The organism is Pseudomonas sp. R3.Fl, from assembly GCF_023516765.1.
In the GTDB taxonomy this organism is placed as follows: domain Bacteria; phylum Pseudomonadota; class Gammaproteobacteria; order Pseudomonadales; family Pseudomonadaceae; genus Pseudomonas; species Pseudomonas citronellolis.
The window spans coordinates 2417178-2442476 of sequence record NZ_JAMGSO010000001.1 but is presented as its reverse complement, the minus strand read 5'-3'; the positions used below and the strand labels follow the sequence as shown (position 1 = coordinate 2442476).

Below are 25299 nucleotides of genomic sequence, written 5' to 3'. Positions count from 1 at the left end.
GTCCTTCCTTATTACTCGATCACTTTCGGAACCAGGTACAGGCCGTCTTCCACGGCCGGTGCGATGGCCTGGTAGGCCTCGCGCTGGTTGCTTTCGGTCACCACGTCCTGGCGCAGGCGCTGGGTGGCTTCCAGGGGGTGGGCGAGGGGTTCGACGCCGTCGGTGTTCACCGCCTGCATCTGGTCGACCAGACCGAGGATGTTGTTCAGGGTCGCGGTGGTCGGTTGGACGTCGGTTTCCACCAGGCCCAGGCGGGCCAGGTGGGCGATTTTTTCCACGTCGGAGCGGTCAAGCGCCATCGGGGGTCTCCAGGCTAGAGCTGCCAGCGTCGATCGGACGCATGGCCGGACGAAACGTAGGCGGGGGAACGGAACCCGCGGCGGGCGGTCCCAGGGACCGCGGGGACAGGCCTCAAAGGCGCTGAAAGTCAAGCAATTTAACACAATGCCGCCTTGCCCAAAATCCCCGTCGTTGTTAGAGTTTGCCGCACTTTTTTACCCGCGCATTTTTCACCCACGCATCGTCCAGGGTTCCCTTTCCATGTTCAAAAAATTGCGTGGCATGTTCTCCAGTGATCTGTCGATCGACCTGGGCACTGCCAATACCCTTATTTATGTGCGCGAACGCGGCATCGTCCTCAACGAGCCTTCGGTAGTGGCCATCCGCAACCATGGCAACCAGAAGAGCGTGGTCGCCGTCGGCACCGAGGCCAAGCGCATGCTCGGCCGCACCCCGGGCAACATCTCGGCCATCCGCCCGATGAAGGACGGCGTCATCGCCGACTTCAGCGTCTGCGAGAAGATGCTGCAGTACTTCATCAACAAGGTGCACGAGAACAGCTTCCTGCAGCCCAGCCCGCGTGTGCTGATCTGCGTGCCGTGCAAGTCCACCCAGGTGGAACGCCGCGCCATCCGCGAGTCGGCCCTCGGCGCCGGCGCCCGCGAGGTGTACCTGATCGAGGAGCCCATGGCCGCGGCCATCGGCGCCGGCCTGCCGGTCGAGGAAGCCCGTGGCTCGATGGTCGTCGACATCGGCGGCGGCACCACCGAGATCGCCCTGATCTCGCTGAACGGCGTGGTCTACGCTGAATCCGTGCGCGTCGGCGGCGACCGCTTCGACGAAGCCATCGTCACCTACGTGCGCCGCAACTACGGCAGCCTGATCGGCGAATCCACCGCCGAGCGCATCAAGCAGGAGATCGGCGCGGCCTTCTCCGGCGGCGAAGTGCGCGAGGTGGACGTCCGTGGCCGCAACCTGGCCGAAGGCGTGCCGCGCAGCTTCACCCTGAACTCCAACGAGGTCCTGGAAGCCCTGCAGGAATCCCTGGCGACCATCGTCCAGGCGGTCAAGAGCGCCCTGGAGCAGTCCCCGCCGGAACTGGCCTCGGACATCGCCGAGCGCGGCCTGGTGCTGACCGGTGGTGGCGCCCTGCTGCGCGACCTGGACAAGCTGCTGGCCCAGGAAACCGGCCTGCCGGTGATCGTCGCCGAAGACCCGCTGACCTGCGTGGCCCGTGGCGGCGGCAAGGCGCTGGACATGATGGACCGTCACTCCATGGACCTGCTCTCCACCGAGTGAGGTGGGAGCCTTGAGGGTGGTTGACGTTTTGTCGCGCGCGGCGAAACATCAACCGCCTTCAATCAGCTAGGAGCTGGTCATCAAACCGCTATTCTCCAAAGGGCCCTCGCTGGGCGTGCGCCTGCTGGTGCTCGCCGTGCTCTCGGTGGGCCTGATGGTGGTCGACGCGCGTTTCGACTACCTCAAGCCCGTGCGCAGCCAGATGGGCCTGGTGCTGACCCCCTTCTATGGCGTGGCCGACCTGCCGGTGCGCGCCTGGGAAGGCGTGCGCGACCAGTTCACCAGCCGCAGCGAGCTGCTCGCCGAGAACGAACGGCTGAAGGCCGAGTCGCTGCTGATGCAGCGCCGCCTGCAGAAGCTGGCCACCCTGACCGAACAGAACGTGCGCCTGCGCGAGCTGCTCAACTCCGCCGCCCTGGTGGACGACAAGGTGCTGGTCAGCGAGCTGATCGGCGTCGACCCCAACCCCTTCACCCAGCGCATCCTCATCGACAAGGGCTCGAAGGACGGCGTGTTCCAGGGCCAGCCGGTGCTCGACGCCAGCGGCCTGATGGGCCAGGTGGTCGAGGTCATGCCCTACACCGCCCGCGTGCTGCTGCTCACCGACACCACCCACAGCATCCCGGTGCAGGTCAACCGCAACGGCCTGCGCGCCATCGCCGTCGGCACCGGCAACCCGGAGCGCCTGGAACTGCGCTTCGTCGCCGATACCGCGGACATCAAGGAAGGCGACCTGCTGGTCAGCTCCGGCCTCGGCCAGCGCTTCCCGGCCGGCTACCCGGTGGCGGTGGTCAAGGAAGTCATCCACGATTCCGGCCAACCGTTCGCGGTGATCCGCGCCGTGCCCACCGCGAAGATGAACCGCAGCCGCTACGTGCTGCTGGTGTTCAGCGACAGCCGCACCCCCGAACAGCGCGCCACCGAGGCCGCCGAAGCCCAGGCCGAAGCCGACCGCAAGGCCGCCGAGGCCGCCGGCCAGGCACCGGCGCCGAGCGTGCCTGCGCCCGCCGCTCCGGCTGCCCCGGCCCAGGGCGCCGCTCCGGCACCCGCACCCGCCGCGCCGGCCGCGACCCCCGCGCATCCGCCGGCGCCGGCCCAGGCCGCGCCACAAAGGAACCGTCACTGATGCCCGCCCAAGGACCGCGCAACGGCTGGCTGATCTGGGTCAGCCTGCTGCTGGCGCTGCTGCTGTCGGTGGCGCCGATGCCCAGCTTCACGGAAATCGGCCGGCCGCTGTGGCTGGCGCTGTTCCTCACCTTCTGGGTGCTGATGGTGCCGCAGAAGGTGGGCATGGTCACCGCCTGGGTCTGCGGCCTGGCCGAGGACGTGCTGTACGGCAGCCTGCTCGGGCAGAACGCGCTGATCCTCAGCCTCATCGTGTTCCTGGTCATGGCCCTGCAGCAGCGCCTGCGCCTGTACCCCGTCTGGCAGCAGTGCCTGGTGCTGATGGTGGTCTACGGCCTGGCGCAGCTGGTGCAGCTGTGGCTCAACGCCCTGACCGGCAACCGCCCGCCGACCCTGGCCTTCCTGTTGCCGGCGCTGGTCAGCGGCCTGCTCTGGCCCTGGGTGCTGGTGCTGCTCAAGGGCCTGGGCCAGCGCCTGAAGGTCTACTAATACCCGTCCCGCCGCTTCCCACCTGGCACGGGCCGGGGGAGGGGCGGCCGGGACTCTTCCGGGAGTCGCAGATGCCCCAGCTTTACCTGGCCTCCAGCTCGCCGCGCCGGCGCGAGCTGCTGACACAGATCGGCCTGTCCTTCCACCTGGTTTCCGGCAATATCGACGAAACACCGCAGGACGGCGAGACGCCGGCCACCTACGTCGAGCGCCTGGCGCGCGGCAAGGCCCTGGCCGGACTGACTATGCTTGCCCAGAGGCCCGACGTCTGCGTGCTCGGCGCCGATACCGCGGTGGTGCTCGACGGCCGCATCCTCGGCAAGCCGGCGGACCGCGAGGACAGCCTGGCCATGCTGCGCGCGCTGTCCGGCCGCCAGCACCAGGTGCTGACCGCGGTGGCGGTGGCCGACCGCGACCGTTGCGAGGTGCGGGTGGTGACCAGCCTGGTATCGTTCCGCAATGTTTCCGAGGCCGAAGCCGAGGCCTACTGGGCCACCGGCGAGCCCCAGGACAAGGCGGGCGGCTACGCTATCCAGGGGCTGGCGGCTATCTTCGTCAACCGCGTCGAGGGCAGCTACAGCGGGGTGGTCGGCCTGCCCCTGTGCGAGACCGCGGAACTGTTGGCTGACTTCGCGATCCCTTGCTGGCAGTCTTGAAGAAGTAGCGCTGCACACGGGCGCGATAAGGAAGGGCGCATGAGCGAAGAGATCCTGATCAATATCACGCCGATGGAATCGCGCGTGGCGGTGGTGGAAAACGGTGTCCTTCAGGAAGTCCACGTCGAGCGCACGCTGCGCCGCGGGATAGTCGGCAACATCTACAAGGGCAAGGTGGTCCGCGTGCTGCCGGGGATGCAGGCGGCCTTCGTCGACATCGGCCTGGAGCGCGCGGCCTTCATCCACGCGGCGGAAATCTCCACCCGCGAGGGCAGCGCGGTGGAAAGCATCGGCGCCCTGGTCCACGAGGGCCAGAGCCTGGTGGTGCAGGTCACCAAGGACCCGATCGGCACCAAGGGCGCGCGTCTGACCACGCACCTGTCGATCCCCTCGCGCTACCTGGTGTACATGCCGCGCACCAGCCACGTCGGGATTTCCCTGAAAATCGAGGACGAGCAGGAGCGCGAGCGCCTCAAGCAGGTGGTGGCCAAGTGCGTCGAGGCCGAGGGCATCGTCGAGAAGGGCGGCTTCATCCTGCGCACCGCCGCCGAGGGCGCCGGGGAGGACGAAATCCTCGCCGACATCCGCTACCTGCGCCGGCTGTGGGACCAGATCGACGCGCAGATGCAGACGGTCGGCGCGCCGACGGTGATCTACGAGGACCTGTCCCTGGCCCAGCGCACCCTGCGCGACCTGGTCAACCCGCGCATCGAGAAGATCCGCGTGGATTCCCGGGAGAACTTCCAGAAGATCACGCAGTTCGTCGACGAACTCATGCCGGAAATCGCCGACCGCCTGGAGCACTATCCCGGCGAGCGGCCGATCTTCGACCTCTACGGCGTCGAGGACGAGATCCAGAAGGCCCTGGAGCGCAAGGTGCTGCTCAAGTCCGGCGGCTACCTGATCATCGACCCGACCGAGGCGATGACCACCATCGACGTCAACACCGGTGCCTTCGTCGGCCACCGCAACCTCGAAGAGACCATCTTCAAGACCAACCTCGAGGCGGCCACCGCCATCGCCCGCCAGCTGCGCCTGCGCAACCTCGGCGGGATCATCATCATCGACTTCATCGACATGGAGGACGAGGAGCACCGCCGCCAGGTCCTGCGCACGCTGGAGAAGCAGCTCGAGCGCGACCACGCCAAGACCAACATCATCGGCATCACCGAGCTGGGCCTGGTGCAGATGACCCGCAAGCGCACCCGCGAAAGCCTGGTGCAGGTGCTCTGCGAGCCCTGCCCGTGCTGCCAGGGGCGCGGCATGCTGAAGACGCCGGAAACCATCTGCTACGAGATCTTCCGCGAGATTCTCCGTGAGGCCCGCGCCTACCAGGCCGATTCCTACGTGGTGCTGGCCAACCAGAAGGTGGTCGACCGCCTGCTCGACGAAGAGTCGGGCAACGTCGCCGATCTGGAGATGTTCATCGGCCGCACCATCAAGTTCCAGGTCGAGCCGATGTATTCCCAGGAGCAGTACGACGTGGTCCTGCTCTGAGGCGCGCGGCTGAGATGGACCGCTTCGGCCGCCTGTTCGCCCGCCTGCTGCGCCTGCTCCTGGGGCTTTGCGCCCTGGGCCTGGTGCTGCTGGCGCTGTACGTCAGCCTGGGGCGCCAGTTGGCGCCGCTGGTGGCGGAATACCGCGAAGACCTGGCCGAGCAGGCCAGCGCGCGGCTGCACATGCCGGTGCGCATCGGCGCCCTGGAAGGCAGCTGGCGCGGCTTCGGCCCGATCATCACGGTGCGCGACATCCAGCTCGGCGAGGGCAACGACGCCCTGCGCCTGGAGCAGGTGCGCCTGACCCCCGACATCCCCGCCAGCCTGCTGGCGCGCCAGCCGCGCATCGACAGCCTGGAACTGCAGGGGCTGCACCTGAGCCTGCGCGAGGGCGAGGACGGCCACTGGCAGGTCGAGGGCCTGCCGGCCAGCCCGCAGGGCAGCGACCCGCGCCAGCTCGTCGACCTGCTGCTGACGCCGCGCCGCCTGTCGCTGCTGGACAGCCAGCTGAGCCTGCTGCCGCGTGAGGGGCAGACGCTCAACCTGACCTACCTCGGCCTGACGCTGCACAGCGGCGTGTTCGGCCAGCGCCTGGACGGCCGCTTCAACCTGCCCGACGGCCAGCCGGTGGCGCTGCGGGTGGACACGCGCATCGACCGCGAGGACTGGAAGCGCAGCTCGGCCGACGCCTACCTCAGTCTGCCGCAGAGCGACTGGGCGAAGTGGCTGCCGGCGAGCCTGACGCGGCAATGGCGCATCCAGCGCCTGGAAGCCGGCGGCGAGTTCTGGGCGCGCATCGACAAGGGCCAGCCCAGCGCGGCGGTGGCCAGGCTCAATGCGCCGCAGGTGCAGGCCTCCTTCGATGGCCGCGAGGCGGTGAAGGTTGGCGACCTCGGCGTGGGGCTGTACTTCCAGCGCCAGGGCGACGAAATGAGCCTGCGCGTCAGCGATCTGGCGGCCAACCTCGGCGAAAAGCGCTGGGGCGAGGCAGAACTGGAGCTGAACCGGCAGACCCGCGGCGAAGAACACTGGCGCCTGCGCGCCGACCGCCTGGACCTGGGCCCGCTGCTGCCGGTGGTGGAAAGCCTGGCGCCCTTGCCGGACAAGGCTGTGGAGTGGCTGCAGGGCCTGGCGCCGCAGGGCGTGCTGCACCACCTCAACCTCGATTACTGGCCGCAGCGCCAGGGCGCCGAGCGCCTGGCCTACGGCGTGAACCTGGAGAAGGTCGGCGTCAGCGCCTTCCACGACGTTCCAGCGGTGGCCAACGTCGACGGCACCTTCAGCGGCAACCTCGGCGGCGGCCAGCTGGACGCCTCGGCCAAGGACTTCATGCTCCACCTGGCCACCCTGTTCCCCGAGCCCTGGCGCTTCCGCAGCGCCAACGCGCGGCTGTTCTGGAAGTGGGACGACGAGGCCTTCACCCTCGGCAGCCACCTGATGAAGGTCGAGGGCGACGTCGGCCGCCTGGGCGGCGACATGCTGATCCGCCTGATGCACGACCACGACAAGGAAAGCTACATGGACCTGCGCGTGGGCCTGGAGGACGGCGACGGCAGCTACACCCCGCAGTTCCTGCCCACGGTGCTGCCGGAGATGAACAAGGACCTGGCCCACTGGCTGGCCACCGCCATCAAGGGCGGGCGCGTGGAGCAGGGCTACTTCCAGTGGCAGGGTTCACTGAAGAAGGGCTCGGCGCCGGAAGACCACGCCATGAGCCTGTACTTCAAGGTCCACGACGGCGAGCTGGACTACCAGCCCGGCTGGCCGGCGCTGAGCCAGGCCGAGGGCGAGGTGCTGGTGGAGGACAGCGGCGTGCGCATCCGCGCGCAGTCCGGGCGCATCCTGCAGAGCCAGGTCCGCGACGTGCAGGTGGACATTCCCCACGTGCCCAAGGGCGAAGTCGCCCACCTGCATGTCGATGGCGACGTCGACAGCAGCCTGGGCGACGGCCTGAAGATCCTCCAGGACTCGCCCCTGGGCGTGCAGCAGGTCTTCGCCGGCTGGGAAGGCGAGGGCCCGCTCAAGGGCCACCTGAACCTGGACATCCCGCTGGCCAAGGAACAGGCGAAGCAGGCGCGGGTGGTGGTGGACTTCGCCACCGAGGGCGCGCGTCTGAAGATCGCCAAGCCGCCCCTGGAACTGGCCCAGCTCAAGGGCGACTTCCGCTACGACACCAACAGCGGCCTGAGCGCCAAGGGCCTCAGCGCCCAGGCCCTGGGCAGCCGCGTCAGCGGCAGCATCCGCGCCGAGGGCAGCCCGGGCAAGCCGCGCACCCGCGTGCTGGTGGGCGGCCAGGTGGCGCTGAAGAGCCTGCTCGACTGGGGCGGCGTGAAGCAGGCCGTGCCGGCCGCCGGGCGCCTGCCGTTCCAGCTCGATCTGCTGCTCGACGGCAATGACAGCCAGTTGCAGGTCAATTCTGACCTCAAGGGCCTGGCCATCGACCTGCCGGCCCCCTTTGGCAAGGCCGCCGACGAGACCCGCGCCAGCGACTGGCGCATGACCCTCGAAGGCCCCGAGCGGCGCTACTGGGCCAACTACGACAAGGTGGCCAGCCTGGCCTACGCCGCCCCCGCCGACAAACCCCTGGGCGGCCGCGGCACCCTGCGCCTGGGCGGCGACCCGGCGCTGCTGCCCAACTGGAGCGGGGTGCAGGTGCGCGGCAGCCTGGACACCCTGGACGTCGAGCAGTGGCAGGCGGTGCTGAAGAAGTACGGCATTGGCGGCGTGCCCAGCGATACCCAGGGCCTGCTGCGTGGTGCCGACCTGCAGATCGGCCATTTCCGCGGCTTCGGCACCAGCCTGGACAACTTCAAGCTCGATCTGGCGCGGATTTCCGGCGGTTGGCAACTGGGCGTCGACAGCGCCCCGCTGGCCGGCCAGGCGGTATTCCCGGACAGCGGCCAGCGGCCCATCCAGATCAACCTGGCGCGCCTGGACCTGCCGAAGAACCCCACCAACGACCTGGCCGCCGCGCCGACCATCGCCCCCGACCCGCTGGAAAAGGTCGACCCGCGCAGCATTCCGGCGATGGACGTGGCCATCCGCCAGATCTCCCAGGGCGGCAAGCCCATCGGCGCCTGGAGCTTCAACGTGCGCCCGACCACCAGCGGCATTGCCTTCAACAGCCTCAACCTCGACCTGCGCGGCCTCAAGGTCGGCGGGACGCTGCGCTGGGAAGGCCCGGTGGGCTCCACGCGCAGCACCTTCCAGGGGCGCCTGGAAGGCAAGAACCTGGCCGACGTGCTCAAGGCCTGGGACTTCGCCCCCACCGCCACCAGCGACCGTTTCAGCCTGGACATCGACGGCAACTGGCCCGGCTCGCCGGCCTACATCAGCCTGCGCCGCTTCGGCGGGCGCCTGGAAGCCGACATGCGCAAGGGCCAGTTCGTCGACGTCGAGGGCAGCGCCCAGGCCCTGCGGGTGTTCGGCCTGCTCAACTTCAACGCCATCAACCGCCGCCTGCGCCTGGACTTCTCCGACCTGTTCGGCAAGGGCCTGAGCTACGACCGCGTGCAGGGCGTGCTGGGCGCCACCAATGGCGTCTACCTCACCCGCGAGCCGATCAGGCTCACCGGGCCGTCCAGCAACATCGAGATGAACGGCACCCTGGACCTGGCCCACGACCAGATCGACGCCAAGCTGCTGGTGACCCTGCCGCTGACCAACAACTTGCCGCTGGCCGCGCTCATCGTCGGCGCGCCGGCGGTGGGCGGCGCGCTCTTCGTGGTGGACAAGCTGCTGGGCGACAAGGTGGCGCGCTTCGCCAGCGTGCAGTACCGCGTCAAGGGGCCCTGGCAGAACCCCGAGATCGCCTTCGACAAGCCGTTCGAGAAACCGCGGTGAGCAGAGCCGGCGGGCATCGGTTAGGATGAATCGCATCTGTCGTCGGAGAAACGCATGTCCCTCGCCGTGATCCAGATGGTCAGCCAGGACGACGTCCCGGCCAACCTCGCAGCCGCCCGTCGCCTGCTCGAACAGGCCGCCGAGGGCGGCGCGCGCCTCGCCGTGCTGCCGGAGAACTTCGCCGCCATGGGCCGCCGCGACCTGGCCGAGCTGGGCCGCGCCGAGGCCCTGGGCGAGGGCCCGATCCTGCCCTGGTTGAAAAGCGCCGCCCGCGACCTCAGGTTGTGGATAGTCGCCGGCACCCTGCCGCTGCCGCCGGACGGCCAGCCCGAAGCCAAGGCCAACGCCTGCTCGCTGCTGGTCGACGAGCGCGGCGAGCGGGTGGCGCGCTACGACAAGCTGCACCTGTTCGACGTGGACGTCGCCGATGCCCGCGGCCGCTACCGCGAGTCCGACGACTACGCGTTCGGCGGCCAGGTGGTGGTGGCCGACACGCCGGTCGGCCGGCTGGGCCTGACGGTGTGCTACGACCTGCGCTTCCCGGAGCTCTATACCCGGCTGCGCGAGGCCGGCGCCGAACTGATCACGGCGCCCTCGGCCTTCACCGCGGTGACCGGCCAGGCGCACTGGGAAGTGCTGATCCGCGCCCGCGCCATCGAGACGCAGTGCTACGTGCTGGCGGCGGGGCAGGGCGGCACCCACCCGCGCGGCCGCGAGACCTGGGGCCAGTCGGCCATCGTCGACCCCTGGGGGCGCATCCTCGCCGAGCGCGACAAAGGCGAGGCGGTGCTGCTGGCCGAACGCGACAGTGAAGAACAAACGGCGCTCCGGCAACGCATGCCGGTGGTCCGCCATCGAAGATTCTACCCGCCGGCCGTACCCGGACCGGCGCCTACGGAGTAGCCATGAGCGAGTTGTTGTCATCCGTCAGCCAGCACCTGCTGGCCCCCGGCGGCCTGGACGTCGACGGCCTGCAGCCGATCCTGCGCGAGCTGAGCGGCCCGGGCATCGACGCCGCCGACCTGTACTTCCAGAGCCAGGTGTCCGAGTCCTGGATGCTCGAGGACGGCATCGTCAAGGAAGGCAGCTTCCATATGGACCAGGGCGTGGGCGTGCGCGCCCAGTCCGGCGAGAAGACCGGCTTCGCCTACAGCAATGCCATCACCCCCGATGCGCTGTCCCAAGCGGCGCTCGCTGCGCGCTCGATCTCCCGCGCTGGGCAGAACGGTAGGGTACAGGCGTTCAAGGCGGTCGCGCCGACGCGCCTGTACGTCGGCGAGAACCCGCTGGACGTGCTCAGCCGCGCCGAGAAGGTCGAGCTGCTGAAGAAGGTCGACGCCGCCACCCGCGCCCTCGACCCGCGCATCCAGCAGGTCACCGTGAGCCTGGCCGGCGTCTGGGAACAGGTCCTCATCGCTGCCGCCGACGGCTCCCTGGCCGCGGACATCCGCCCGCTGGTACGCTTCAACGTCAGCGTCATCGTCGAGCAGAACGGTCGCCGCGAGCGCGGCGGCCATGGCGGCGGCGGGCGCACCGACTATCGCTATTTCCTCTCTGAAGACCGCGCCATGTCCTACGCCCGCGAGGCGCTGCGCCAGGCTTTGGTCAACCTCGAAGCGGTCCCCGCGCCGGCCGGCACCCTGCCGGTGGTGATGGGCGCCGGCTGGTCCGGCGTGCTGCTGCACGAGGCGGTGGGCCACGGCCTGGAAGGCGACTTCAACCGCAAGGGCAGCTCGGCCTACAGCGGGCGCATCGGCGAGAAGGTGGCCTCCAGCCTGTGCACCATCGTCGACGACGGCACCCTGGCCGGGCGCCGCGGCTCGCTGTCGGTGGACGATGAGGGCACTCCCACGCAATACAACGTGCTGATCGAGAACGGCATCCTCAAGGGCTACATGCAGGACAAGCTCAACGCCCGCCTGATGGGCGTGGCGCGCACCGGCAACGGCCGCCGCGAGTCCTACGCGCACCTGCCGATGCCGCGCATGACCAACACCTACATGCTGGCCGGGCAGAGCGACCCGGCGGAGATCATCGCCTCGGTGGAGAAGGGCATCTACTGCGCCAATCTCGGCGGCGGCCAGGTGGACATCACCAGCGGCAAGTTCGTCTTCGCCACCAGCGAGGCCTACCTGATCGAGAACGGCAAGATCACCCGCCCGGTGAAGGGCGCGACCCTGATCGGCAACGGGCCGGAAGTGATGAGCCGGGTGTCCATGGTCGGCAACGACATGGCCCTGGACAGCGGCGTGGGCACCTGCGGCAAGGATGGCCAGTCGGTACCGGTGGGCGTTGGCCAGCCGACGCTGAAGATCGACGGTATCACCGTGGGCGGGACCGGCGCCTGAGGCGCCGGGAAGCATTTGGAAAGTCTGCTCACGGCCTCGCGAGCTAGAGCAGAACAAGGCAAAAACAGGTGAGGAAGCGCAGTTTACTGATGCTAAATGAGCATTTCTCACCTGTTTTTAACGCAGTTATGCCGACGCGCAGCAGGTCGTGGGTAGGCTTTCAGCGGAGGCCGCGCTTGAGCTCGTCCAGTTCGCGGATGTATTTGAAGATCTTCCGCGCCGCGGCTGGGGGCTTGTCGTGAGCGGCCTCGTGCTGGGCGTGGCGGATCAACTGCAGCAGGTGCTGGCGGTCGCTGTCCGGGTATTCGGCGAAGAATGCGGAAAGGGCCTCGTCGCCGCCGGTGATGAGGCGGTCGCGCCAGCGCTCCAGGGCGTGGAAGCGCTCGTTGTACTGGCGCGTGGAGCTGTCGAGCTGGTCGAGCAGGGTGACGATGGCGTCGAGGTCCTGGTCGCGCATCAGCTTGCCGATGAACTGCCGGTGGCGTTTGCGGGCGGCATTGGCCTTGTGCTTGGGCGCCTCGTCGATGGCGCGGCGCAGCGGCTCGGTGAGCGGCAGGCGGTCGAGCATGTCCGGCTTGAGCGCGGTCAGGCGCTCGCCGAGGTCCTGCAGGGCGTGCAGCTCGCGTTTTACTTGCGACTTGCTCTTCTCTTCGAACAGCGAGTCGTCGTCTTGATATTCAGCCATGGCGGTGGTCCAGTGGAAAACGCCGCCATGATAACGAGTCGAGGGTCGCTTGTCCGGCCCGCCCGCGATGCCACGGGGCCCGTCGCCCCGTCCGCGGAACAGAACAGGAGAGTTTGGCAATGAGCGAACAGGCCAAGGCAGTCGGCCCCGAGGCACTTCCGGCGCTGCGCGAGCAGGTCGAGCGGATCGTCGCCGAGGCGAAGCGCCAGGGCGCCACGGGCTGCGAAGTGGCGGTGTCCCTGGAGCAGGGGCTGTCCACCAGCGTGCGCCAGCGCGAGGTCGAGACGGTCGAATTCAACCGCGACCAGGGCTTCGGCATCACCCTCTACGTCGGCCAGCGCAAGGGCTCGGCGAGCACCTCGGCGACCGGCGACGAGGCCATCCGCGAAACCGTGGCGGCGGCGCTGGCCATCGCCAAGCACACTTCCGAGGACGACTGTTCCGGCCTGGCCGATCCCGCGCTGATGGCCCGCGACCTGCCCGACCTGGACCTCTACCACGCCTGGTCGTTGACCCCGGACCAGGCCGTGGAGCGCGCGCTGGCCTGCGAAGCTGCGGCCTTCGATGCCGACCCGCGGGTGACCAAGGCCGACGGCACCACCCTGAACATCCACCATGGCTGCCGCGTCTACGGCAACAGCCACGGCTTCATCGGCGGCTACGCCAGCACCCGCCACAGCCTCAGCTGCGTGATGATCGCCGAGGGCGAAGGGCAGATGCAGCGCGACTACTGGTACGACGTGAAGCGCCGCGGCGAGTTGCTGGACAGCCCGGAGAGCATCGGCCGCCGCGCCGCCCTGCGCGCCGCCAGCCGCCTGGGCGCGCGCCCGGTGCCGACCGCCGAGGTGCCGGTGCTGTTCGCCCCGGAAGTCGCCGTGGGCCTGTTCGGCCACTTCCTCGGCGCCATCTCCGGCGGCAGCCTGTACCGCAAGTCGTCGTTCCTCGAAGGCTGCTTGGGCCAGCGCCTGTTCCCCGAGTGGCTGACCCTCGACGAACGCCCGCTGCTGCCCGGCGCCCTGGGCAGCGCCTCGTTCGACAACGACGGCCTGGCCACCTACGCCAAGCCCTTCGTGGAGAACGGCACCCTGGTCTCCTACGTGCTCGGCACCTACTCCGGGCGCAAGCTGGGCATGCCCAGCACGGCCAACGCCGGCGGCGTGCACAACCTCTTCGTCAGCCACGGCGACGAGGACCAGAAGGCCCTGCTGCGGCGCATGGGCCGCGGCCTGCTGGTCACCGAGCTGATGGGGCAGGGCGTCAACCTGGTCACCGGCGATTACTCCCGCGGCGCCGGCGGCTACTGGGTGGAGAACGGCGAGATCCAGTTCCCGGTGCAGGAAGTCACCATCGCCGCCAACCTCAAGGACCTGTTCGCCAGCATCCTGGCCATCGGCAATGACGTGGAGAACCGCGGGAACCTGCATACCGGGTCGGTGCTGGTGGAAAGGATGATGGTGGCTGGTAACTGATAGCAGTCTGTGGTTCTGGAGAACGCCGTTTCCTGCCGAGGGAAGCGGCGTTTTTCTTTCCGCAATGGCTCTTCGTAGGAGCGAGCTTGCTCGCGAATGGCGTTCTGCCGGCGAGGCTCGGTGCTTGCCCCAAGAGCGCCCTCTCCCTAACCCTCGGCTGCGCCCCCCGCCCTGAAGGGAGAGGGGACCGTTGGGCAGACGCTGGTGCTCTGGAGTTAGCCGGCAACGCCGAAAGTTGCCGGATGAAACCTAGCCGTCTCTCGGCACGGACTGCCCCCTCTCCCTTCAGGGAGAGGGCTGGGGAGAGGGGCAGCGTCAACCCGAAACACCGAAGCCACCGGGAAACCCCCTTCGCGAGCAAGCTCGCTCCTACGAAGAGCACCCGGCGAAACTACCTCCCCGATTTGCCCTACTTCCTTGGTCTGACTTGTATTTTCCTTCTCCCGTAACGATAATCAATCTCATTATCGGTTGAGGGATTCCCATGTTCGTCGAAACCCACACCTCCCTGCTCGACCGCTGGTACCGCCTGGGCACCCGCATCCGCTGCGCGCTGGAGCCCGACGAGCCGCGCCTGCTGGAGCTCTACCTGTTCGAGACGCGCTACCTGGTGGCCTGGGAGCCGCTGCCGGCCTGGCAGTTGTTCGAGAAGAGCTTCCAGCTGCTGCTCGACACCGCCGCCGACGTCGCCCTGCCGTGGCATTGGCGCGGGCTCTGCCTCGACCACGCCTATCGTCCGCTCTGCGACCTGCGCCGCCTCGCCGGCGATGCCGAACGCAGGCAGCGCCTGCAACAGCTTTCGCGCCGGCTGGCCACGCAGCCGATGGCGCCTTCCCTGACGTACCACGACCTGTAAGCGAGAAAGCAGAATGACTGACAGCCGTATCGAACGCGACAGCATGGGTGAACTGGCGGTGCCGGCCGCGGCGCTGTATGGGGCCCAGACCCAGCGTGCGGTGAACAACTTCCCGGTCAGCGGCCAGCGCATGCCCGCCGCCTTCATTCGCGCGCTGCTGCTGGCCAAGGCCGCCGCGGCGCGGGCCAACGTCGCCCTGGAGCAACTGGACGCCGAGACCGGCGCGGCCATCGTCGCCACCTGCGAGGAACTGCTGGCCGGCGACTTCCTCCAGCACTTCCCGGTGGACGTGTTCCAGACCGGCTCCGGCACCAGCTCCAACATGAACGCCAACGAGGTGGTGGCGACCCTCGCCGGCCGTCGCCTGGGCCGCGCGGTCAACCCCAACGACCAGGTCAACTGCGGGCAGAGCAGCAACGACATCATCCCCTCGACCATCCACATCAGCGCCGCCCTGGAAATCCACGAGCGCCTGCTGCCGGCGCTGCGCCACCTGCAGGCCACCCTCGAGCGCAAGGCCGGCGAGGTGCAGCAGTACGTCAAGACCGGGCGTACCCACCTGATGGACGCCATGCCGGTGCGCCTGAGCCAGGTGCTCGGCGGCTGGGCCCAGCAGGTGCGCCAGGCCACTGCCAACCTCGAAGCCCTGCAGCCGGCGCTGCAGCAGCTGGCCCAGGGCGGCACCGCCGTCGGCACCGGGGTGAATGCCCACCCGCAGTTCTCCGCGCGCTTCTGCCAGGAACTCAACGGCCTGACCGGCCTGGCCTTCCGCCCGGGCGACGACTTCTTCGCGCTGATCGGCGCCCAGGACACCGCCGTGGCCGTCTCCGGCCAGCTCAAGACCGTTGCCGTGGCGCTGATGAAGGTCGCCAACGACCTGCGCTGGATGAACTCCGGCCCGCTCGCCGGCCTCGCCGAGATCGAGCTGGAAGCCCTGCAGCCGGGCTCCTCGATCATGCCCGGCAAGGTCAACCCGGTGATCCCCGAGGCCACCGCCATGGTCGCCGCCCAGGTGATCGGCAACGACGCCACCATCGCCGTGGCCGGGCAGTCCGGCAACTTCGAGCTGAACGTGATGCTGCCGGTGATCGCCGACAACCTGCTGCAGAGCATCCAGCTGCTGGGCAACGTCAGCCGCCTGCTGGCCGACAAGGCCATCGCCAGCTTCAAGGTCAACGAGGCGAGCCTGCGCGAGGCGCTGTCGCGCAACCCGATCCTGGTCACCGCGCTGAACCCGATCATCGGCTACCAGAAGGCCGCCGAGATCGCCAAGCAGGCCTACCGCGAGGGCCGCCCGATCATCGAGGTGGCGCTGGAGAACACTGATCTCGGCCGCGAGCGCCTGGAGGCCCTGCTGGACCCCGAGAAACTCACCGCCGGCGGCCTCTGAGGCCGCGCCACCATGGAGGTATGTGACATGCGCCATTGGCAACAGACCATCGAACTGGGCAACCGCTGCTTCATCCGCAACGAGTTGATCGATGCCCGCGAGCACTACCTCCATGCCCTGGCCCACGCCCAGTTGCTGCTGGGCCGCTGGCACGACCCGGACGAGGCGGTGATGGCTTTCGTCATCTCCCACCACAACCTGGGCGACCTGCACGTGCAGCTGGGCCAGCCGGAAGAGGCCGCCGAATACCTGTGCAACTGCCACGAGCGGCTGCTGGAGCTGAGCATCGACCCGCGGCAGAGCCGCGACATGCGCGAGGCCGCGCTGCGCCACAGCCGGCGCAGCTACCTCGAACTGCTCAACTTCATCGGCGAGCACGGCAACTACCCGCGCACCCGCGAGCTGCTGCACCAGCAGGGCGAAGTGGAGCTGCGCCCCGGCCTCTTCGCCACCCCGCAATCCATGCGCTACCACTAGGAGCGACCATGCCCCACAGTCTTCCCGCCTTGCCCTACGCCTACGACGCCCTGGAGCCGCACATCGATGCGCGGACCATGGAGATCCACCACAGCAAGCACCACCAGACCTACGTCAACAACCTGAATGCCGCGCTGGAGGGCACGCCCTTCGCCGAACTGCCGGTGGAGGAACTGCTGCAGCAGCTCAACCACCTGCCGGAGAAGTTGCTCGGCGCGGTGATCAATAACGGCGGCGGCCATGCCAACCATTCGCTGTTCTGGCAGGTGATGTCGCCGACCGGCGGCGGCGAGCCCGACGGCGCCCTGGCCCGCGCCATCGAGACCGAGCTGGGCGGCTACGCGGCCTTCCGCGAGGCCTTCACCAAAGCCGCGTTGACCCGCTTCGGCAGCGGCTGGGCCTGGCTCTGCGTCGACCGTCAGGGCCGCCTGAAGGTGGAAAGCAGCGCCAACCAGGACAGCCCGCTGATGCAGGACCTGATCCCCATCCTCGGCCTGGATGTCTGGGAGCACGCCTACTACCTGCAGTACCAGAACCGCCGGCCGGAATACATCGCGGCCTTCTACGAGGTCGTCGACTGGCCGGAAGTGGCGCGCCGCTACCGCCTGGCCCTGGAGCAGCGGGGGCTCGCCTGATGCCCGCCGCGGAAGTGACGCCATGCGCCCGCTAGAGGCAAGCGCGCGGCAGGGTGGCGCGCGCAGCCTGCGCTGGCTGCTCGGCCTGGGGATAGTGCTGCTGGGCAGCGGCCTGCTGTTCAACCACCTGTTGCTGCTGGCGCGCCTGCAATTGCCGGCGCCGCTGTACCAGGCGCTGAGCGGCGGCCTGATCTGCGCCCTGGGCACCGCCCTGGGCGCCGTGCCGGTGTTGCTGATCCGCAGCATGCCGGCGCGGGTCGCCGATACCCTGCTGGGCTTCGGCGCCGGGGTGATGCTGGCGGCGACGGCCTTTTCCTTGCTGCTGCCAGCCCTGGAGGCGGTCGAGGCGGGCGGTCGCTCGCCGCTGTACGCCGCGCTGCTGGTCAGCTTCGGCATGGCCCTGGGGGTTCTGGGGCTGATGCTGGCCGGGCGGATGCTGGACGATGCCCAGCATGACCTGGACGACGCGCCGACCCCCGCCATTCCCGCCCGCATCCTGCTGTTCGTCGCGGCCATCGTCCTGCACAACATTCCCGAGGGCATGGCCGTGGGCGTTGCCGCCGGCGGCGAGGTCCAGGGCGCCGGCGGCCTGGCGCTGGGCATCGCCCTGCAGGACGTGCCCGAAGGCTTGGCCATCGCTCTGGTGCTGGCCGGCGCGGGGATGTCGCGGGTGCGGGCGATGCTGGCCGGCGCGGCTTCCGGGCTGGTCGAGCCGCTGTTCGCGGTGCTCTGCGCCTGGCTGGTGGGGGTGTCGCGGATGCTGCTGCCCTGGGGCCTGGCCCTGGCGGCGGGAGCGATGCTCTACGTGGTGGTGCGGGAGATCATTCCCGAATCGCAGCGGCGCGGCTATGCCGGGGAGGCGACCCTGGGCCTGATCGTCGGCTTCTGCCTGATGATGGTGCTGGATACGTCGCTGGGCTAGCGCCCGGCGCTGCACGGACGGACGGTCACTCGCCTTCGTCGAAGTAGTTGTTTATCAGATCGACGAGAGCCTGCAGGGCCTCGTCGGCCTGCTCGCCCTCGGCGTTCAGGTGCAGGTTGGTGCCCTTGCCCGCGGCCAGCATCATCACTGCCATGATGCTCTTGCCGTCCACCGTGCTCTCCGGGCTGCGACCCACGCGGACCTGGCACGGGAAGCGGCCGGCCACGCCGACGAATTTGGCCGCCGCGCGGGCGTGCAGGCCGAGCTTGTTGATGATGGTGATCTCGAGGGCGGGCATCGCGAGGGGGCTGTCCTTTCGTTATCTGCTGCTAGCTCAGGTCGCGGTGGCGAATCTGCACGTTCTTCAGGGTGGATCTCAGGGCATTGCCGATGCGCTCGGCGAGGTAGACCGACCGATGATGGCCGCCCGTGCAGCCGATGGCAATGGTGACGTAGGCGCGGTTGCTGGCGGCGAAGCGCGGCAGCCATTTGTTCAGGTAGCCCAGAATGTCCTGGTACATCTCTTCCACGTCGGGCTGCTCGGCGAGGTATTCCTGCACGCCCTTGTCCAGGCCCGACTGTTCACGCAGCTCGGGTTTCCAGTAGGGGTTGGGCAGGCAGCGCACGTCGAACACCAGGTCGGCGTCCACCGGCATGCCGCGCTTGAAGCCGAACGACTCGACGAGGAAGGCGGTGCCCGGCTCGGGTTTGTTCAGCAGGCGCAGCTTGATGACGTCGCGCAACTGGTAGAGGTTGAGGTTGGTGGTGTTCAGCTTGAGGTCGGCGAGGTCGGCGATCGGGCTGAGCAGTTGCTCCTCGTCGGCGATGGCCTCGGCGAGGGAGCGGGTGTAGGTGGTCAGCGGGTGGCGCCGGCGCGTCTCGGAGAAGCGCTTGAGCAGCGTCTCGTCGTCGGCGTCCAGGTACAGCACGTCGCACTGGATGTGCTTGTCGCGGGCTTCCTGCAGCAGCTCGGGGAAGCGCTTGAGCTGGCTGGGCAGGTTGCGCGCGTCGATCGACACGGCCACCTGCGGGTGCATCAGTTCGGTGTGCAGCAGCGCGCGCTGGGCCAGGTCCGGCAGCAGGCTGGCCGGCAGGTTGTCGATGCAGTAGAAACCGTTGTCCTCGAGGACGTTGAGGGCAGTGCTCTTGCCGGAGCCGGAACGGCCGCTGACGATGATCAGGCGCATGCTAGTGGCCGTTCTGCACTTCCACGACTATCTGGTACAGCGCGTCGCCATCGCTCGCGCGGCGCAGGCGTTCGCGCACCTCGGCGCGGTCGAGCATCGAGGCGATCTGGCGCAGCAGCTCCAGGTGCTCCTCGGTGGCGGCTTCGGGTACCAGCAGGACGAACACCAGGTCGACCGGGGCGCCGTCGAGGGCGTCGAAGTCCACCGGTGCATCGAGGTGAAGGATGGCGCTGATCGGCGCCTTGCAACCGGTCAGGCGGCAGTGGGGAATGGCGATGCCATTGCCGAAGCCGGTGGAACCCAGGCGTTCGCGGGCCACCAGGCTTTCGAATATGTCTTGCGCGTCGAGGCCGGGAAGGTCTTTCACGACCAGGTTGGCGATCTGTTCGAGTACGCGCTTCTTGCTGCCGCCCGGCACGTTCACCAGGGAACGGCCGGGGGACAGGATCTGCTCAAGTCGGATCATAGGGGAGGGGGGTTAGCGGACTCCAACGCCCTGTTGGCGTTCGAGGTACTTTTCCTTGTGTTTGATCAGTTGTCGATCGAGTTTGTCGGTCAGCAGGTCGATGGCGGCGTACATGTCTTCGTGTTCTGCGCAGGCCACGACTTCGCCACCGGAGATGTGCAGCGTGGCTTCGATACGCTGTTTCAGCTTTTCGACCTCCATGATGACCTGAACATTGGTGATCTTGTCGAAGTGGCGCTCCAGTCGGCCGAGTTTCTCGACCACGTAGTCGCGCAGGGCGTCGGTCACATCCAGTTGATGGCCACTGATGTTGACTTGCATACCGCTTTCTCCTTATTGCCCGTGTATAAGTGGCAGGTTATGGGGCCTGCCGCCGGAACACCTTGGCTTGGGTCAATCAGACCAGTCGCTTGCGCTCGCTCGATGGAGCTATTCCGAGAGATTCCCGGTACTTGGCGACCGTCCGACGTGCCACTTGAATGCCCTGTGCCTCCAGTAAACCAGCGATCTTGCTGTCGCTCAACGGCTTTTTCGGACTTTCTGCCGCGACCAGTTTCTTGATGATCGCGCGGATCGCCGTGGACGAGCATTCGCCGCCCTCGGAAGTGCTCACGTGGCTGGAGAAGAAGTACTTCAGCTCGAAGATGCCGCGCGGGGTGTGCATGAATTTCTGCGTGGTGACCCGCGAGATGGTCGACTCGTGCATGCCCACCGCCTCGGCGATGTCGTGCAGGACCAGCGGCTTCATGGCCTCCTCGCCGTACTCGAGGAAACCGCGCTGGTGCTCGACGATCTGCGTCGCCACCTTCATCAGCGTCTCGTTGCGGCTCTGCAGGCTCTTGATGAACCAGCGCGCTTCCTGCAGCTGGTTGCGCATGAAAGTGTTGTCGGCGCTGGAGTCGGCGCGGCGCACCAGGCCGGCGTACTGCGAGTTGACGCGCAGGCGCGGCACCGCCTCCTGGTTCAGTTCCACCAGCCAGCGCTCGTTGTGCTTGCGCACTATCACGTCCGGCACCACGTATTCGGCCTCGCCGGACTCGATCTGCGAACCCGGGCGCGGGTGCAGCGACTGGATCAGCTCGATGGTCTCGCGCAGCTCGTCTTCCTTGAGCTTCATGCGCCGCATCAGCTGGGTGTAGTCGCGGCTGCCGAGCAGGTCGAGGTGGTCGGCGACCAGGCGCAGGGCCTCGCTCAGCAGGTAGGTGTCCGCTGGCATCTGGCGCAGTTGCAGCAGCAGGCACTCGCGCAGGTTGCGCGCGCCGACGCCGGCCGGCTCCATCTGCTGGATGCGCCGCAGCACCACTTCCACCTCGTCCATCTCGATGCCCAGCTCGGGGTCGATGGAGGCGAGGATGTCGTCCAGGGATTCTTCCAGGTAGCCGTCGTTGTTGATGCCGTCGATGATGCTGAGGGCGACCAGGCGGTCGCTGTCGGACATGGGGCAGAGGTTCAGCTGCCACAGCAGGTGGCTCTGCAGGCTTTCGCCGGCGGAGGTGCGGGCGGTGAAGTCCCACTCGTCGTCATCGTTGCTGGGCAGGCTGCTGGCGCTGGTCTGGTAGACGTCTTCCCAGGCGGTGTCGACCGGGAGTTCGTTGGGGATGCGCTCGGCCCACTGGTCTTCGTCCAGGCTGTCGGCGCTGGGCGTGGTGGTTTCCTGGAAGCTTTCGCTCTGCGAATTGGCGTTGGTGTTGGTGGGGGCTTCCGCACCTTCGGCGTAGGGATCGCTGCCGTCGAAGTCGTCGCCATCTTCCTGGCGCTCGAGCATCGGGTTGGATTCCAGCGCCTCCTGGATCTCCTGTTGCAGATCCAGGGTGGAGAGTTGGAGCAGTCGGATGGCCTGTTGCAGCTGCGGAGTCATCGTCAGCTGCTGGCCCATCTTGAGGACAAGCGATGGTTTCATGGCTGGAACTTGGCACCTTGTTCGCTGGCGTGTAGTGCGCCATATCCACGACTACGGGCGCCAGGGCCGAAGCTCCGGAACGCCGCTAGGAAGCAAATTATATGCCTGAATTCTCAGACTTTGCCTAGGGCGTTTACGCATAAATCTGTTGTCGGTCGGTCGGGCCGACGTGAGGCGGGCGTCCGCCCCGGCGCGAGGCCGGGGCGAGGGGGCTCAGAGGCGGAACTCGTGGCCCAGGTAGACTTCCTTGACCAGTTCGTTGGCCAGGATGGCCGTGGAGTCGCCCTCGGCGATCAGCTGGCCGTCGTTGACGATGTAGGCCGTCTCGCAGATGTCGAGGGTCTCGCGCACGTTGTGGTCGGTGATGAGCACGCCGATGCCCTTGGCCTTGAGGTGGTGGATGATCTGCTTGATGTCGCCCACCGAGATCGGGTCCACGCCGGCGAAGGGTTCGTCGAGGAGGATGAACTTCGGCGAGCTGGCCAGTGCGCGGGCGATCTCCACGCGGCGGCGCTCGCCGCCGGACAGGCTCATGCCGAGGTTGTCGCGGATGTGGTGGATGTGGAACTCCTCCAGCAGGCCTTCCAGGGCCTCCTTGCGGCCGTTGCGATCGAGGTCGGCGCGGGTCTCGAGGATGGCGCCGATGTTGTCCGCCACCGACAGCTTGCGGAAGATCGAGGCTTCCTGCGGCAGGTAGCCGATGCCGGCGCGGGCGCGGCCGTGCATGGGCAGGTTGGTGACGTCCTGCTCGTCGATGCGGACCACGCCCTGGTCGGCGCGGACCAGGCCGACGATCATGTAGAAGCAGGTGGTCTTGCCGGCGCCGTTGGGGCCGAGCAGGCCAACGATCTGCCCGCTGTCGATGCTCATGCTGACGTCGCGGACGACCTGGCGACCCTTGTAGCTCTTGGCGAGGTGCTGTGCGGTGAGCGTGGCCATTACTGGGCTTGATCCTGCTTCTTCTTGGGCTGGATGACCATGTCGATGCGCGGGCGCGGGGTGGTCACCTGGGTGCCGGTGGCGCGGCCGGCGTTGACGATCTGCCGTTCGGTGTCGTAGACGACCTTCTCGCCTTCGAAGGTATTGCCTTCCTGGATCACCTTGGCCTGGTCGATCAGGATCACCCGGTTCTGGGTGACGAAGTACTGGATGGTCAGGCCGTAGGCCTTGGTGATTTCCTTGTCCGGCGCCGGCTTCTGCTCGAAATAGGCGGGCTTGCCGACCGAGGTGACCACCTCGATCTCGCCGTCCTTGTTCTGCTTGAGGGTGACGGTGTTGCCGGTCAGCTTCATGCTGCCCTGGGTCACCACCACGTCGCCGCGGTACACGGCGACGCCCTGCTTGTCGTCCAGTTCGGCGCTGTCGGCCTGCACGCGGATCGGCTGCTCGCGATCCGTCGGCAGCGCCCAGCCAGCGCTGCTGCCCAGGGCGGCGACGAGGCCGAGGAAAAGGGGGAAGGTTTTAACGAACCTCATGCTGACCTCTTACGTTGGACAGCAGGGTCATCCGGCTGTCTTTCAGATACGCTTTCATGCCTACCGCCGTGGTCACCCCTTGGGGCTCGGTGATCTTAACGGGTTGACTGGTCTCGGCATAATCCTTGTCCGGGAACACCGTCATGCGCGTGGTGGTGAGCAGCAGGGTGCGGTTCTGCGCGTCGGTGCGCTGGACCCGGACGTTGTCGATCAGTTCGACCTGCTTGCCTTCCGGGCCCACCTCGGCGCGCACGCTCTGCACGTGCCACGGCTGCGGCTCGCCCTCGCGGAAGAAGAACAGGTCCGGCGTGGTGACGTTGGTGACGTCGGTGGCTTTCATGTGCTCCAGGCGATCGGCGGTCATCTCGTAGGCCAGGCTGCCGTCCTCGCGGTACTGCAGGCTGTGGGCATTGGCCGCGTAGAAGTCGATGGCGTCGTTGCTCGGCGCGACCTGGCGCTCGTTGAAGTCCAGGCGCACGTTCCAGTAGTAGCCCAGTGCGACCAGCAGGATCGCGATCAGGGCGAGGAGGAGCTTCTGGCGAAGGGTCTTCGGCATGTCTGGCTCTACAGGTAGGCGCTTTGCGCCGCCTCGAGGTTGCCCTGGGCGCGCAGGATGAGTTCGCAGAATTCACGGGCCGCGCCTTCGCCGCCGCGCGCCTGGGTCACGCCATGGGCGTGCTGGCGAACGAAGGCGTCGGCGCTGGCCACCGCCATGCCCAGGCCGACCCGGCGGATGACCGGAAGGTCGGGCAGGTCGTCGCCCAGGTAGGCGACCTGTTCATAGCCTAGCCCGAGTTCGGCGAGCAGTTGGTCGAGGACCACCAGCTTGTCCTCGCGGCCCTGGAACAGGTGCCCGATGCCCAGGTTCTGCGCGCGGCGCTCGACCACGGCGCTCTTGCGGCCGCTGATGATGGCGGTGCGCACGCCCGAGGCGATGAGCATCTTGATGCCGTGGCCGTCGAGAGTGTTGAAGGTCTTGAACTCGCCGCCGTCGGGCAGGAAGTAGAGCTTGCCGTCGGTCAGCACGCCGTCTACGTCGAACACCGCCAGGCGCACGCCACTGGCGCGTTGCAGCAGGTCTGCGGTCATTCAGATGACTCCGGCGCGGGTCAGGTCGTGGACGTGCAGCACGCCGACCGGGTGGTCGTCGCCGTCGACCACCACCAGGACGTTGATCTTGTGGTCGTCCATGATCTTCAGGGCTTCGGCGGCGAGCATGTCCGGGCGCACGGTCTTGCCGTGCACGGTCATCACCTGGTCGATGGTGGCCGTGCGCACGTCCACGCCCTTGTCCAGGGTGCGGCGCAGGTCGCCGTCGGTGAACACGCCGGCCAGGCGGCCGTCTTCGCCGAGGACGATGGTCATGCCCAGGCCCTTGCGGGTCATTTCCAGCAGGGCGCCGCTGAGCGAAGTGCCGGGGGAGACCTGCGGCAGTTCTTCACCCACGTGCATGATGTTTTCCACTTTCAGCAACAATCTCCGGCCCAGGGCACCGCCCGGATGGGAGAAGGCGAAGTCCTCGGCGGTGAAGCCGCGGGCCTCCAGCAGGGCCACGGCGAGGGCGTCGCCGAGCACCAGGGAGACGGTGGTGGAGGAGGTCGGCGCCAGGTTCAGCGAGCAGGCCTCGTGTTCGACGCCGGCGTCCAGGTTCACCGCGGCGGCCTTGGCCAGCGGCGACTCGGGGTTGCCGGTCATGCTCACCAGGGTGATGCCCAGGCGGGCGATCAGCGGCAGCAGGGTGATGATCTCGGCGGTGGAGCCGGAGTTGGACAGCGCCAGGACCACGTCGTCCCTGGTGATCATGCCCATGTCGCCGTGGCTGGCCTCGGCCGGGTGCACGAAGAACGCCGGGGTGCCGGTGCTGGCCAGGGTGGCGGCGATCTTGCGGGCGATGTGCCCGGACTTGCCCATGCCGACCACCACCACGCGGCCGCTGCAGCCGAGCAGCAGTTCGCAGGCCCTGGAGAAATCGGCCCCGATGCGTGGCAGCAGGGCATCCACCGCATCGCGCTCGAGGCCGATGGTGCGTTGTGCCGACTGGATGAAATCGTGATTCTGGCTCATGTTCCGATCGCGTGGGGCGAAGTGAAGGGCGAGATTATAACGGTAAAGCGGTCCGGGCTTCACCCTGCCGATACCGGATCTTGCACAGGGAAAGCTGAATCCGAGCTGAATCGCCGGCGGCGGGCCTTGGGCCGCCGCGCGCGCCAATGCTATAGTTCGCCGCCGTTCGGCCTGTCTTGCGTTACCGTGTTCCGACGGTTCGACGGGGCATTGCAGGGACAGGGCCGTCATGCAAGGA

26 protein-coding genes are annotated in these 25299 nt (G+C 67.9%); 14 read left to right on the top strand and 12 right to left on the bottom strand.

Annotated elements, in window-relative coordinates; translation table 11 throughout:
* Positions 1 to 11: 11 nt before the first annotated feature.
* Positions 12 to 299 (bottom strand): Asp-tRNA(Asn)/Glu-tRNA(Gln) amidotransferase subunit GatC, encoded by a 288-nt coding sequence (gene gatC / locus M8R19_RS10560; RefSeq protein ID WP_249917756.1) that lies wholly within the window; start codon positions 297 to 299, stop codon positions 12 to 14.
* Positions 300 to 540: 241 nt separating this feature from the next.
* Here gatC and mreB point away from each other — a divergent pair, with 241 nt between their 5' ends.
* From mreB to tldD, 8 genes are all read left to right on the top strand, one after another.
* Positions 541 to 1578: a rod shape-determining protein MreB gene (mreB, locus tag M8R19_RS10555; RefSeq protein WP_009617768.1), complete on the top strand. Its 1038-nt coding sequence runs from the start codon at positions 541 to 543 to the stop codon at positions 1576 to 1578.
* 79 nt (positions 1579 to 1657) lie between these two features.
* Positions 1658 to 2704, top strand: coding sequence for a rod shape-determining protein MreC (mreC, locus tag M8R19_RS10550; RefSeq protein ID WP_349654710.1), 1047 nt, complete (start codon positions 1658 to 1660; stop codon positions 2702 to 2704).
* Positions 2704 to 3192 (top strand): rod shape-determining protein MreD, encoded by a 489-nt coding sequence (gene mreD / locus M8R19_RS10545; protein ID WP_074977668.1) that lies wholly within the window; start codon positions 2704 to 2706, stop codon positions 3190 to 3192. Before mreC ends, mreD begins: the two co-directional genes overlap by 1 nt.
* Before the next feature lie 71 nt (positions 3193 to 3263).
* Positions 3264 to 3848, top strand: a complete 585-nt coding sequence (locus M8R19_RS10540) for a Maf family protein (protein ID WP_074977671.1) — start codon at positions 3264 to 3266, stop codon at positions 3846 to 3848.
* A 39-nt stretch (positions 3849 to 3887) separates the two neighbouring features.
* Positions 3888 to 5345 carry a ribonuclease G gene (rng, locus tag M8R19_RS10535; protein WP_009617773.1) on the top strand — a complete coding sequence of 486 codons (1458 nt, stop codon included), beginning with the start codon at positions 3888 to 3890 and terminating at the stop codon, positions 5343 to 5345.
* Positions 5346 to 5359: 14 nt separating this feature from the next.
* Complete coding sequence (locus M8R19_RS10530) at positions 5360 to 9187, top strand: YhdP family protein (protein WP_249917755.1); 3828 nt, start codon at positions 5360 to 5362, stop codon at positions 9185 to 9187.
* Between the two features lie 54 nt (positions 9188 to 9241).
* Entirely contained in the window at positions 9242 to 10090 is an 849-nt protein-coding gene (locus M8R19_RS10525; protein ID WP_058488595.1) for a carbon-nitrogen hydrolase family protein, read from the top strand.
* Between the two features lie 2 nt (positions 10091 to 10092).
* The gene (gene tldD / locus M8R19_RS10520; RefSeq protein WP_249917754.1) at positions 10093 to 11535 is read left to right on the top strand and encodes a metalloprotease TldD; all 1443 of its coding nucleotides are present in this window, start codon (positions 10093 to 10095) and stop codon (positions 11533 to 11535) included.
* Between the two features lie 160 nt (positions 11536 to 11695).
* Here tldD and yjgA read toward each other — a convergent pair whose 3' ends face one another.
* Positions 11696 to 12220: a ribosome biogenesis factor YjgA gene (gene yjgA, locus M8R19_RS10515; RefSeq protein WP_249917753.1), complete on the bottom strand. Its 525-nt coding sequence runs from the start codon at positions 12218 to 12220 to the stop codon at positions 11696 to 11698.
* Positions 12221 to 12339: 119 nt separating this feature from the next.
* On the opposite strand from yjgA, the gene pmbA reads away from it, so the two are divergent.
* The 6 genes from pmbA (at position 12340) to M8R19_RS10485 (ending at position 17969) form a co-directional block, all read left to right on the top strand.
* Positions 12340 to 13689, top strand: coding sequence for a metalloprotease PmbA (pmbA, locus tag M8R19_RS10510; protein WP_249917752.1), 1350 nt, complete (start codon positions 12340 to 12342; stop codon positions 13687 to 13689).
* A gap of 484 nt (positions 13690 to 14173) precedes the next feature.
* The gene (locus M8R19_RS10505; protein ID WP_009617785.1) at positions 14174 to 14545 is read left to right on the top strand and encodes a hypothetical protein; all 372 of its coding nucleotides are present in this window, start codon (positions 14174 to 14176) and stop codon (positions 14543 to 14545) included.
* A 13-nt stretch (positions 14546 to 14558) separates the two neighbouring features.
* Positions 14559 to 15935, top strand: coding sequence for a class II fumarate hydratase FumC (gene fumC, locus M8R19_RS10500; protein ID WP_249917751.1), 1377 nt, complete (start codon positions 14559 to 14561; stop codon positions 15933 to 15935).
* A gap of 27 nt (positions 15936 to 15962) precedes the next feature.
* Entirely contained in the window at positions 15963 to 16412 is a 450-nt protein-coding gene (locus tag M8R19_RS10495) for a DUF2753 family protein (protein WP_009617791.1), read from the top strand.
* 8 nt (positions 16413 to 16420) lie between these two features.
* Positions 16421 to 17047, top strand: coding sequence for a superoxide dismutase (locus tag M8R19_RS10490; RefSeq protein ID WP_249917750.1), 627 nt, complete (start codon positions 16421 to 16423; stop codon positions 17045 to 17047).
* A gap of 22 nt (positions 17048 to 17069) precedes the next feature.
* Positions 17070 to 17969: a ZIP family metal transporter gene (locus M8R19_RS10485; protein ID WP_058071419.1), complete on the top strand. Its 900-nt coding sequence runs from the start codon at positions 17070 to 17072 to the stop codon at positions 17967 to 17969.
* A gap of 25 nt (positions 17970 to 17994) precedes the next feature.
* Here the strand turns inward: M8R19_RS10485 and M8R19_RS10480 are convergent, their stop codons facing one another.
* The 10 genes from M8R19_RS10480 to M8R19_RS10435 all read right to left on the bottom strand — a co-directional run bounded on the left by M8R19_RS10480 (position 17995) and on the right by M8R19_RS10435 (position 25061).
* Positions 17995 to 18267: an HPr family phosphocarrier protein gene (locus M8R19_RS10480; RefSeq protein ID WP_009617794.1), complete on the bottom strand. Its 273-nt coding sequence runs from the start codon at positions 18265 to 18267 to the stop codon at positions 17995 to 17997.
* Between the two features lie 31 nt (positions 18268 to 18298).
* Positions 18299 to 19156: an RNase adapter RapZ gene (gene rapZ, locus M8R19_RS10475; RefSeq protein WP_249917749.1), complete on the bottom strand. Its 858-nt coding sequence runs from the start codon at positions 19154 to 19156 to the stop codon at positions 18299 to 18301.
* A 1-nt stretch (position 19157) separates the two neighbouring features.
* Complete coding sequence (ptsN, locus tag M8R19_RS10470) at positions 19158 to 19622, bottom strand: PTS IIA-like nitrogen regulatory protein PtsN (RefSeq protein ID WP_074977694.1); 465 nt, start codon at positions 19620 to 19622, stop codon at positions 19158 to 19160.
* Positions 19623 to 19634: 12 nt separating this feature from the next.
* A complete protein-coding gene (hpf, locus tag M8R19_RS10465) occupies positions 19635 to 19943 on the bottom strand; it encodes a ribosome hibernation-promoting factor, HPF/YfiA family (protein ID WP_009617801.1) in 309 nt (102 codons plus the stop codon).
* A 76-nt stretch (positions 19944 to 20019) separates the two neighbouring features.
* Positions 20020 to 21522 carry an RNA polymerase factor sigma-54 gene (locus M8R19_RS10460; protein ID WP_249917748.1) on the bottom strand — a complete coding sequence of 501 codons (1503 nt, stop codon included), beginning with the start codon at positions 21520 to 21522 and terminating at the stop codon, positions 20020 to 20022.
* Between the two features lie 213 nt (positions 21523 to 21735).
* Entirely contained in the window at positions 21736 to 22461 is a 726-nt protein-coding gene (gene lptB, locus M8R19_RS10455; RefSeq protein WP_074977698.1) for an LPS export ABC transporter ATP-binding protein, read from the bottom strand.
* Complete coding sequence (lptA, locus tag M8R19_RS10450; protein ID WP_009617806.1) at positions 22461 to 22997, bottom strand: lipopolysaccharide transport periplasmic protein LptA; 537 nt, start codon at positions 22995 to 22997, stop codon at positions 22461 to 22463. Before lptA ends, lptB begins: the two co-directional genes overlap by 1 nt.
* Positions 22984 to 23553 carry an LPS export ABC transporter periplasmic protein LptC gene (lptC, locus tag M8R19_RS10445; protein WP_074977701.1) on the bottom strand — a complete coding sequence of 190 codons (570 nt, stop codon included), beginning with the start codon at positions 23551 to 23553 and terminating at the stop codon, positions 22984 to 22986. The genes lptA and lptC overlap by 14 nt, the downstream gene beginning before the upstream one ends.
* A gap of 8 nt (positions 23554 to 23561) precedes the next feature.
* Positions 23562 to 24086 carry a KdsC family phosphatase gene (locus M8R19_RS10440; RefSeq protein WP_249917747.1) on the bottom strand — a complete coding sequence of 175 codons (525 nt, stop codon included), beginning with the start codon at positions 24084 to 24086 and terminating at the stop codon, positions 23562 to 23564.
* Complete coding sequence (locus M8R19_RS10435) at positions 24087 to 25061, bottom strand: KpsF/GutQ family sugar-phosphate isomerase (protein WP_074977704.1); 975 nt, start codon at positions 25059 to 25061, stop codon at positions 24087 to 24089.
* Positions 25062 to 25299 lie beyond the last annotated feature (238 nt).

Excerpts from the sequence above, each read along its gene's own strand:
- mreB (WP_009617768.1), top strand. The coding sequence starts at position 541 with ATGTTCAAAAAATTGCGTGGCATGTTCTCCAGTGATCTGTCGATCGAC.
- mreD (WP_074977668.1), top strand. The coding sequence starts at position 2,704 with ATGCCCGCCCAAGGACCGCGCAACGGCTGGCTGATCTGGGTCAGCCTG.
- M8R19_RS10505 (WP_009617785.1), top strand. The coding sequence starts at position 14,174 with ATGTTCGTCGAAACCCACACCTCCCTGCTCGACCGCTGGTACCGCCTG.
- M8R19_RS10490 (WP_249917750.1), top strand. The coding sequence starts at position 16,421 with ATGCCCCACAGTCTTCCCGCCTTGCCCTACGCCTACGACGCCCTGGAG.
- M8R19_RS10435 (WP_074977704.1), bottom strand. The coding sequence starts at position 25,061 with ATGAGCCAGAATCACGATTTCATCCAGTCGGCACAACGCACCATCGGC.
- yjgA (WP_249917753.1), bottom strand. The coding sequence starts at position 12,220 with ATGGCTGAATATCAAGACGACGACTCGCTGTTCGAAGAGAAGAGCAAG.
- M8R19_RS10495 (WP_009617791.1), top strand. The coding sequence starts at position 15,963 with ATGCGCCATTGGCAACAGACCATCGAACTGGGCAACCGCTGCTTCATC.
- rapZ (WP_249917749.1), bottom strand. The coding sequence starts at position 19,156 with ATGCGCCTGATCATCGTCAGCGGCCGTTCCGGCTCCGGCAAGAGCACT.
- gatC (WP_249917756.1), bottom strand. The coding sequence starts at position 299 with ATGGCGCTTGACCGCTCCGACGTGGAAAAAATCGCCCACCTGGCCCGC.
- tldD (WP_249917754.1), top strand. The coding sequence starts at position 10,093 with ATGAGCGAGTTGTTGTCATCCGTCAGCCAGCACCTGCTGGCCCCCGGC.
- hpf (WP_009617801.1), bottom strand. The coding sequence starts at position 19,943 with ATGCAAGTCAACATCAGTGGCCATCAACTGGATGTGACCGACGCCCTG.
- M8R19_RS10460 (WP_249917748.1), bottom strand. The coding sequence starts at position 21,522 with ATGAAACCATCGCTTGTCCTCAAGATGGGCCAGCAGCTGACGATGACT.
- fumC (WP_249917751.1), top strand. The coding sequence starts at position 14,559 with ATGACTGACAGCCGTATCGAACGCGACAGCATGGGTGAACTGGCGGTG.
- ptsN (WP_074977694.1), bottom strand. The coding sequence starts at position 19,622 with ATGATCCGACTTGAGCAGATCCTGTCCCCCGGCCGTTCCCTGGTGAAC.
- M8R19_RS10530 (WP_249917755.1), top strand. The coding sequence starts at position 5,360 with ATGGACCGCTTCGGCCGCCTGTTCGCCCGCCTGCTGCGCCTGCTCCTG.
- pmbA (WP_249917752.1), top strand. The coding sequence starts at position 12,340 with ATGAGCGAACAGGCCAAGGCAGTCGGCCCCGAGGCACTTCCGGCGCTG.
- M8R19_RS10525 (WP_058488595.1), top strand. The coding sequence starts at position 9,242 with ATGTCCCTCGCCGTGATCCAGATGGTCAGCCAGGACGACGTCCCGGCC.
- M8R19_RS10485 (WP_058071419.1), top strand. The coding sequence starts at position 17,070 with ATGCGCCCGCTAGAGGCAAGCGCGCGGCAGGGTGGCGCGCGCAGCCTG.
- lptC (WP_074977701.1), bottom strand. The coding sequence starts at position 23,553 with ATGCCGAAGACCCTTCGCCAGAAGCTCCTCCTCGCCCTGATCGCGATC.
- M8R19_RS10440 (WP_249917747.1), bottom strand. The coding sequence starts at position 24,086 with ATGACCGCAGACCTGCTGCAACGCGCCAGTGGCGTGCGCCTGGCGGTG.
- M8R19_RS10480 (WP_009617794.1), bottom strand. The coding sequence starts at position 18,267 with ATGCCCGCCCTCGAGATCACCATCATCAACAAGCTCGGCCTGCACGCC.
- lptA (WP_009617806.1), bottom strand. The coding sequence starts at position 22,997 with ATGAGGTTCGTTAAAACCTTCCCCCTTTTCCTCGGCCTCGTCGCCGCC.
- rng (WP_009617773.1), top strand. The coding sequence starts at position 3,888 with ATGAGCGAAGAGATCCTGATCAATATCACGCCGATGGAATCGCGCGTG.
- lptB (WP_074977698.1), bottom strand. The coding sequence starts at position 22,461 with ATGGCCACGCTCACCGCACAGCACCTCGCCAAGAGCTACAAGGGTCGC.
- M8R19_RS10540 (WP_074977671.1), top strand. The coding sequence starts at position 3,264 with ATGCCCCAGCTTTACCTGGCCTCCAGCTCGCCGCGCCGGCGCGAGCTG.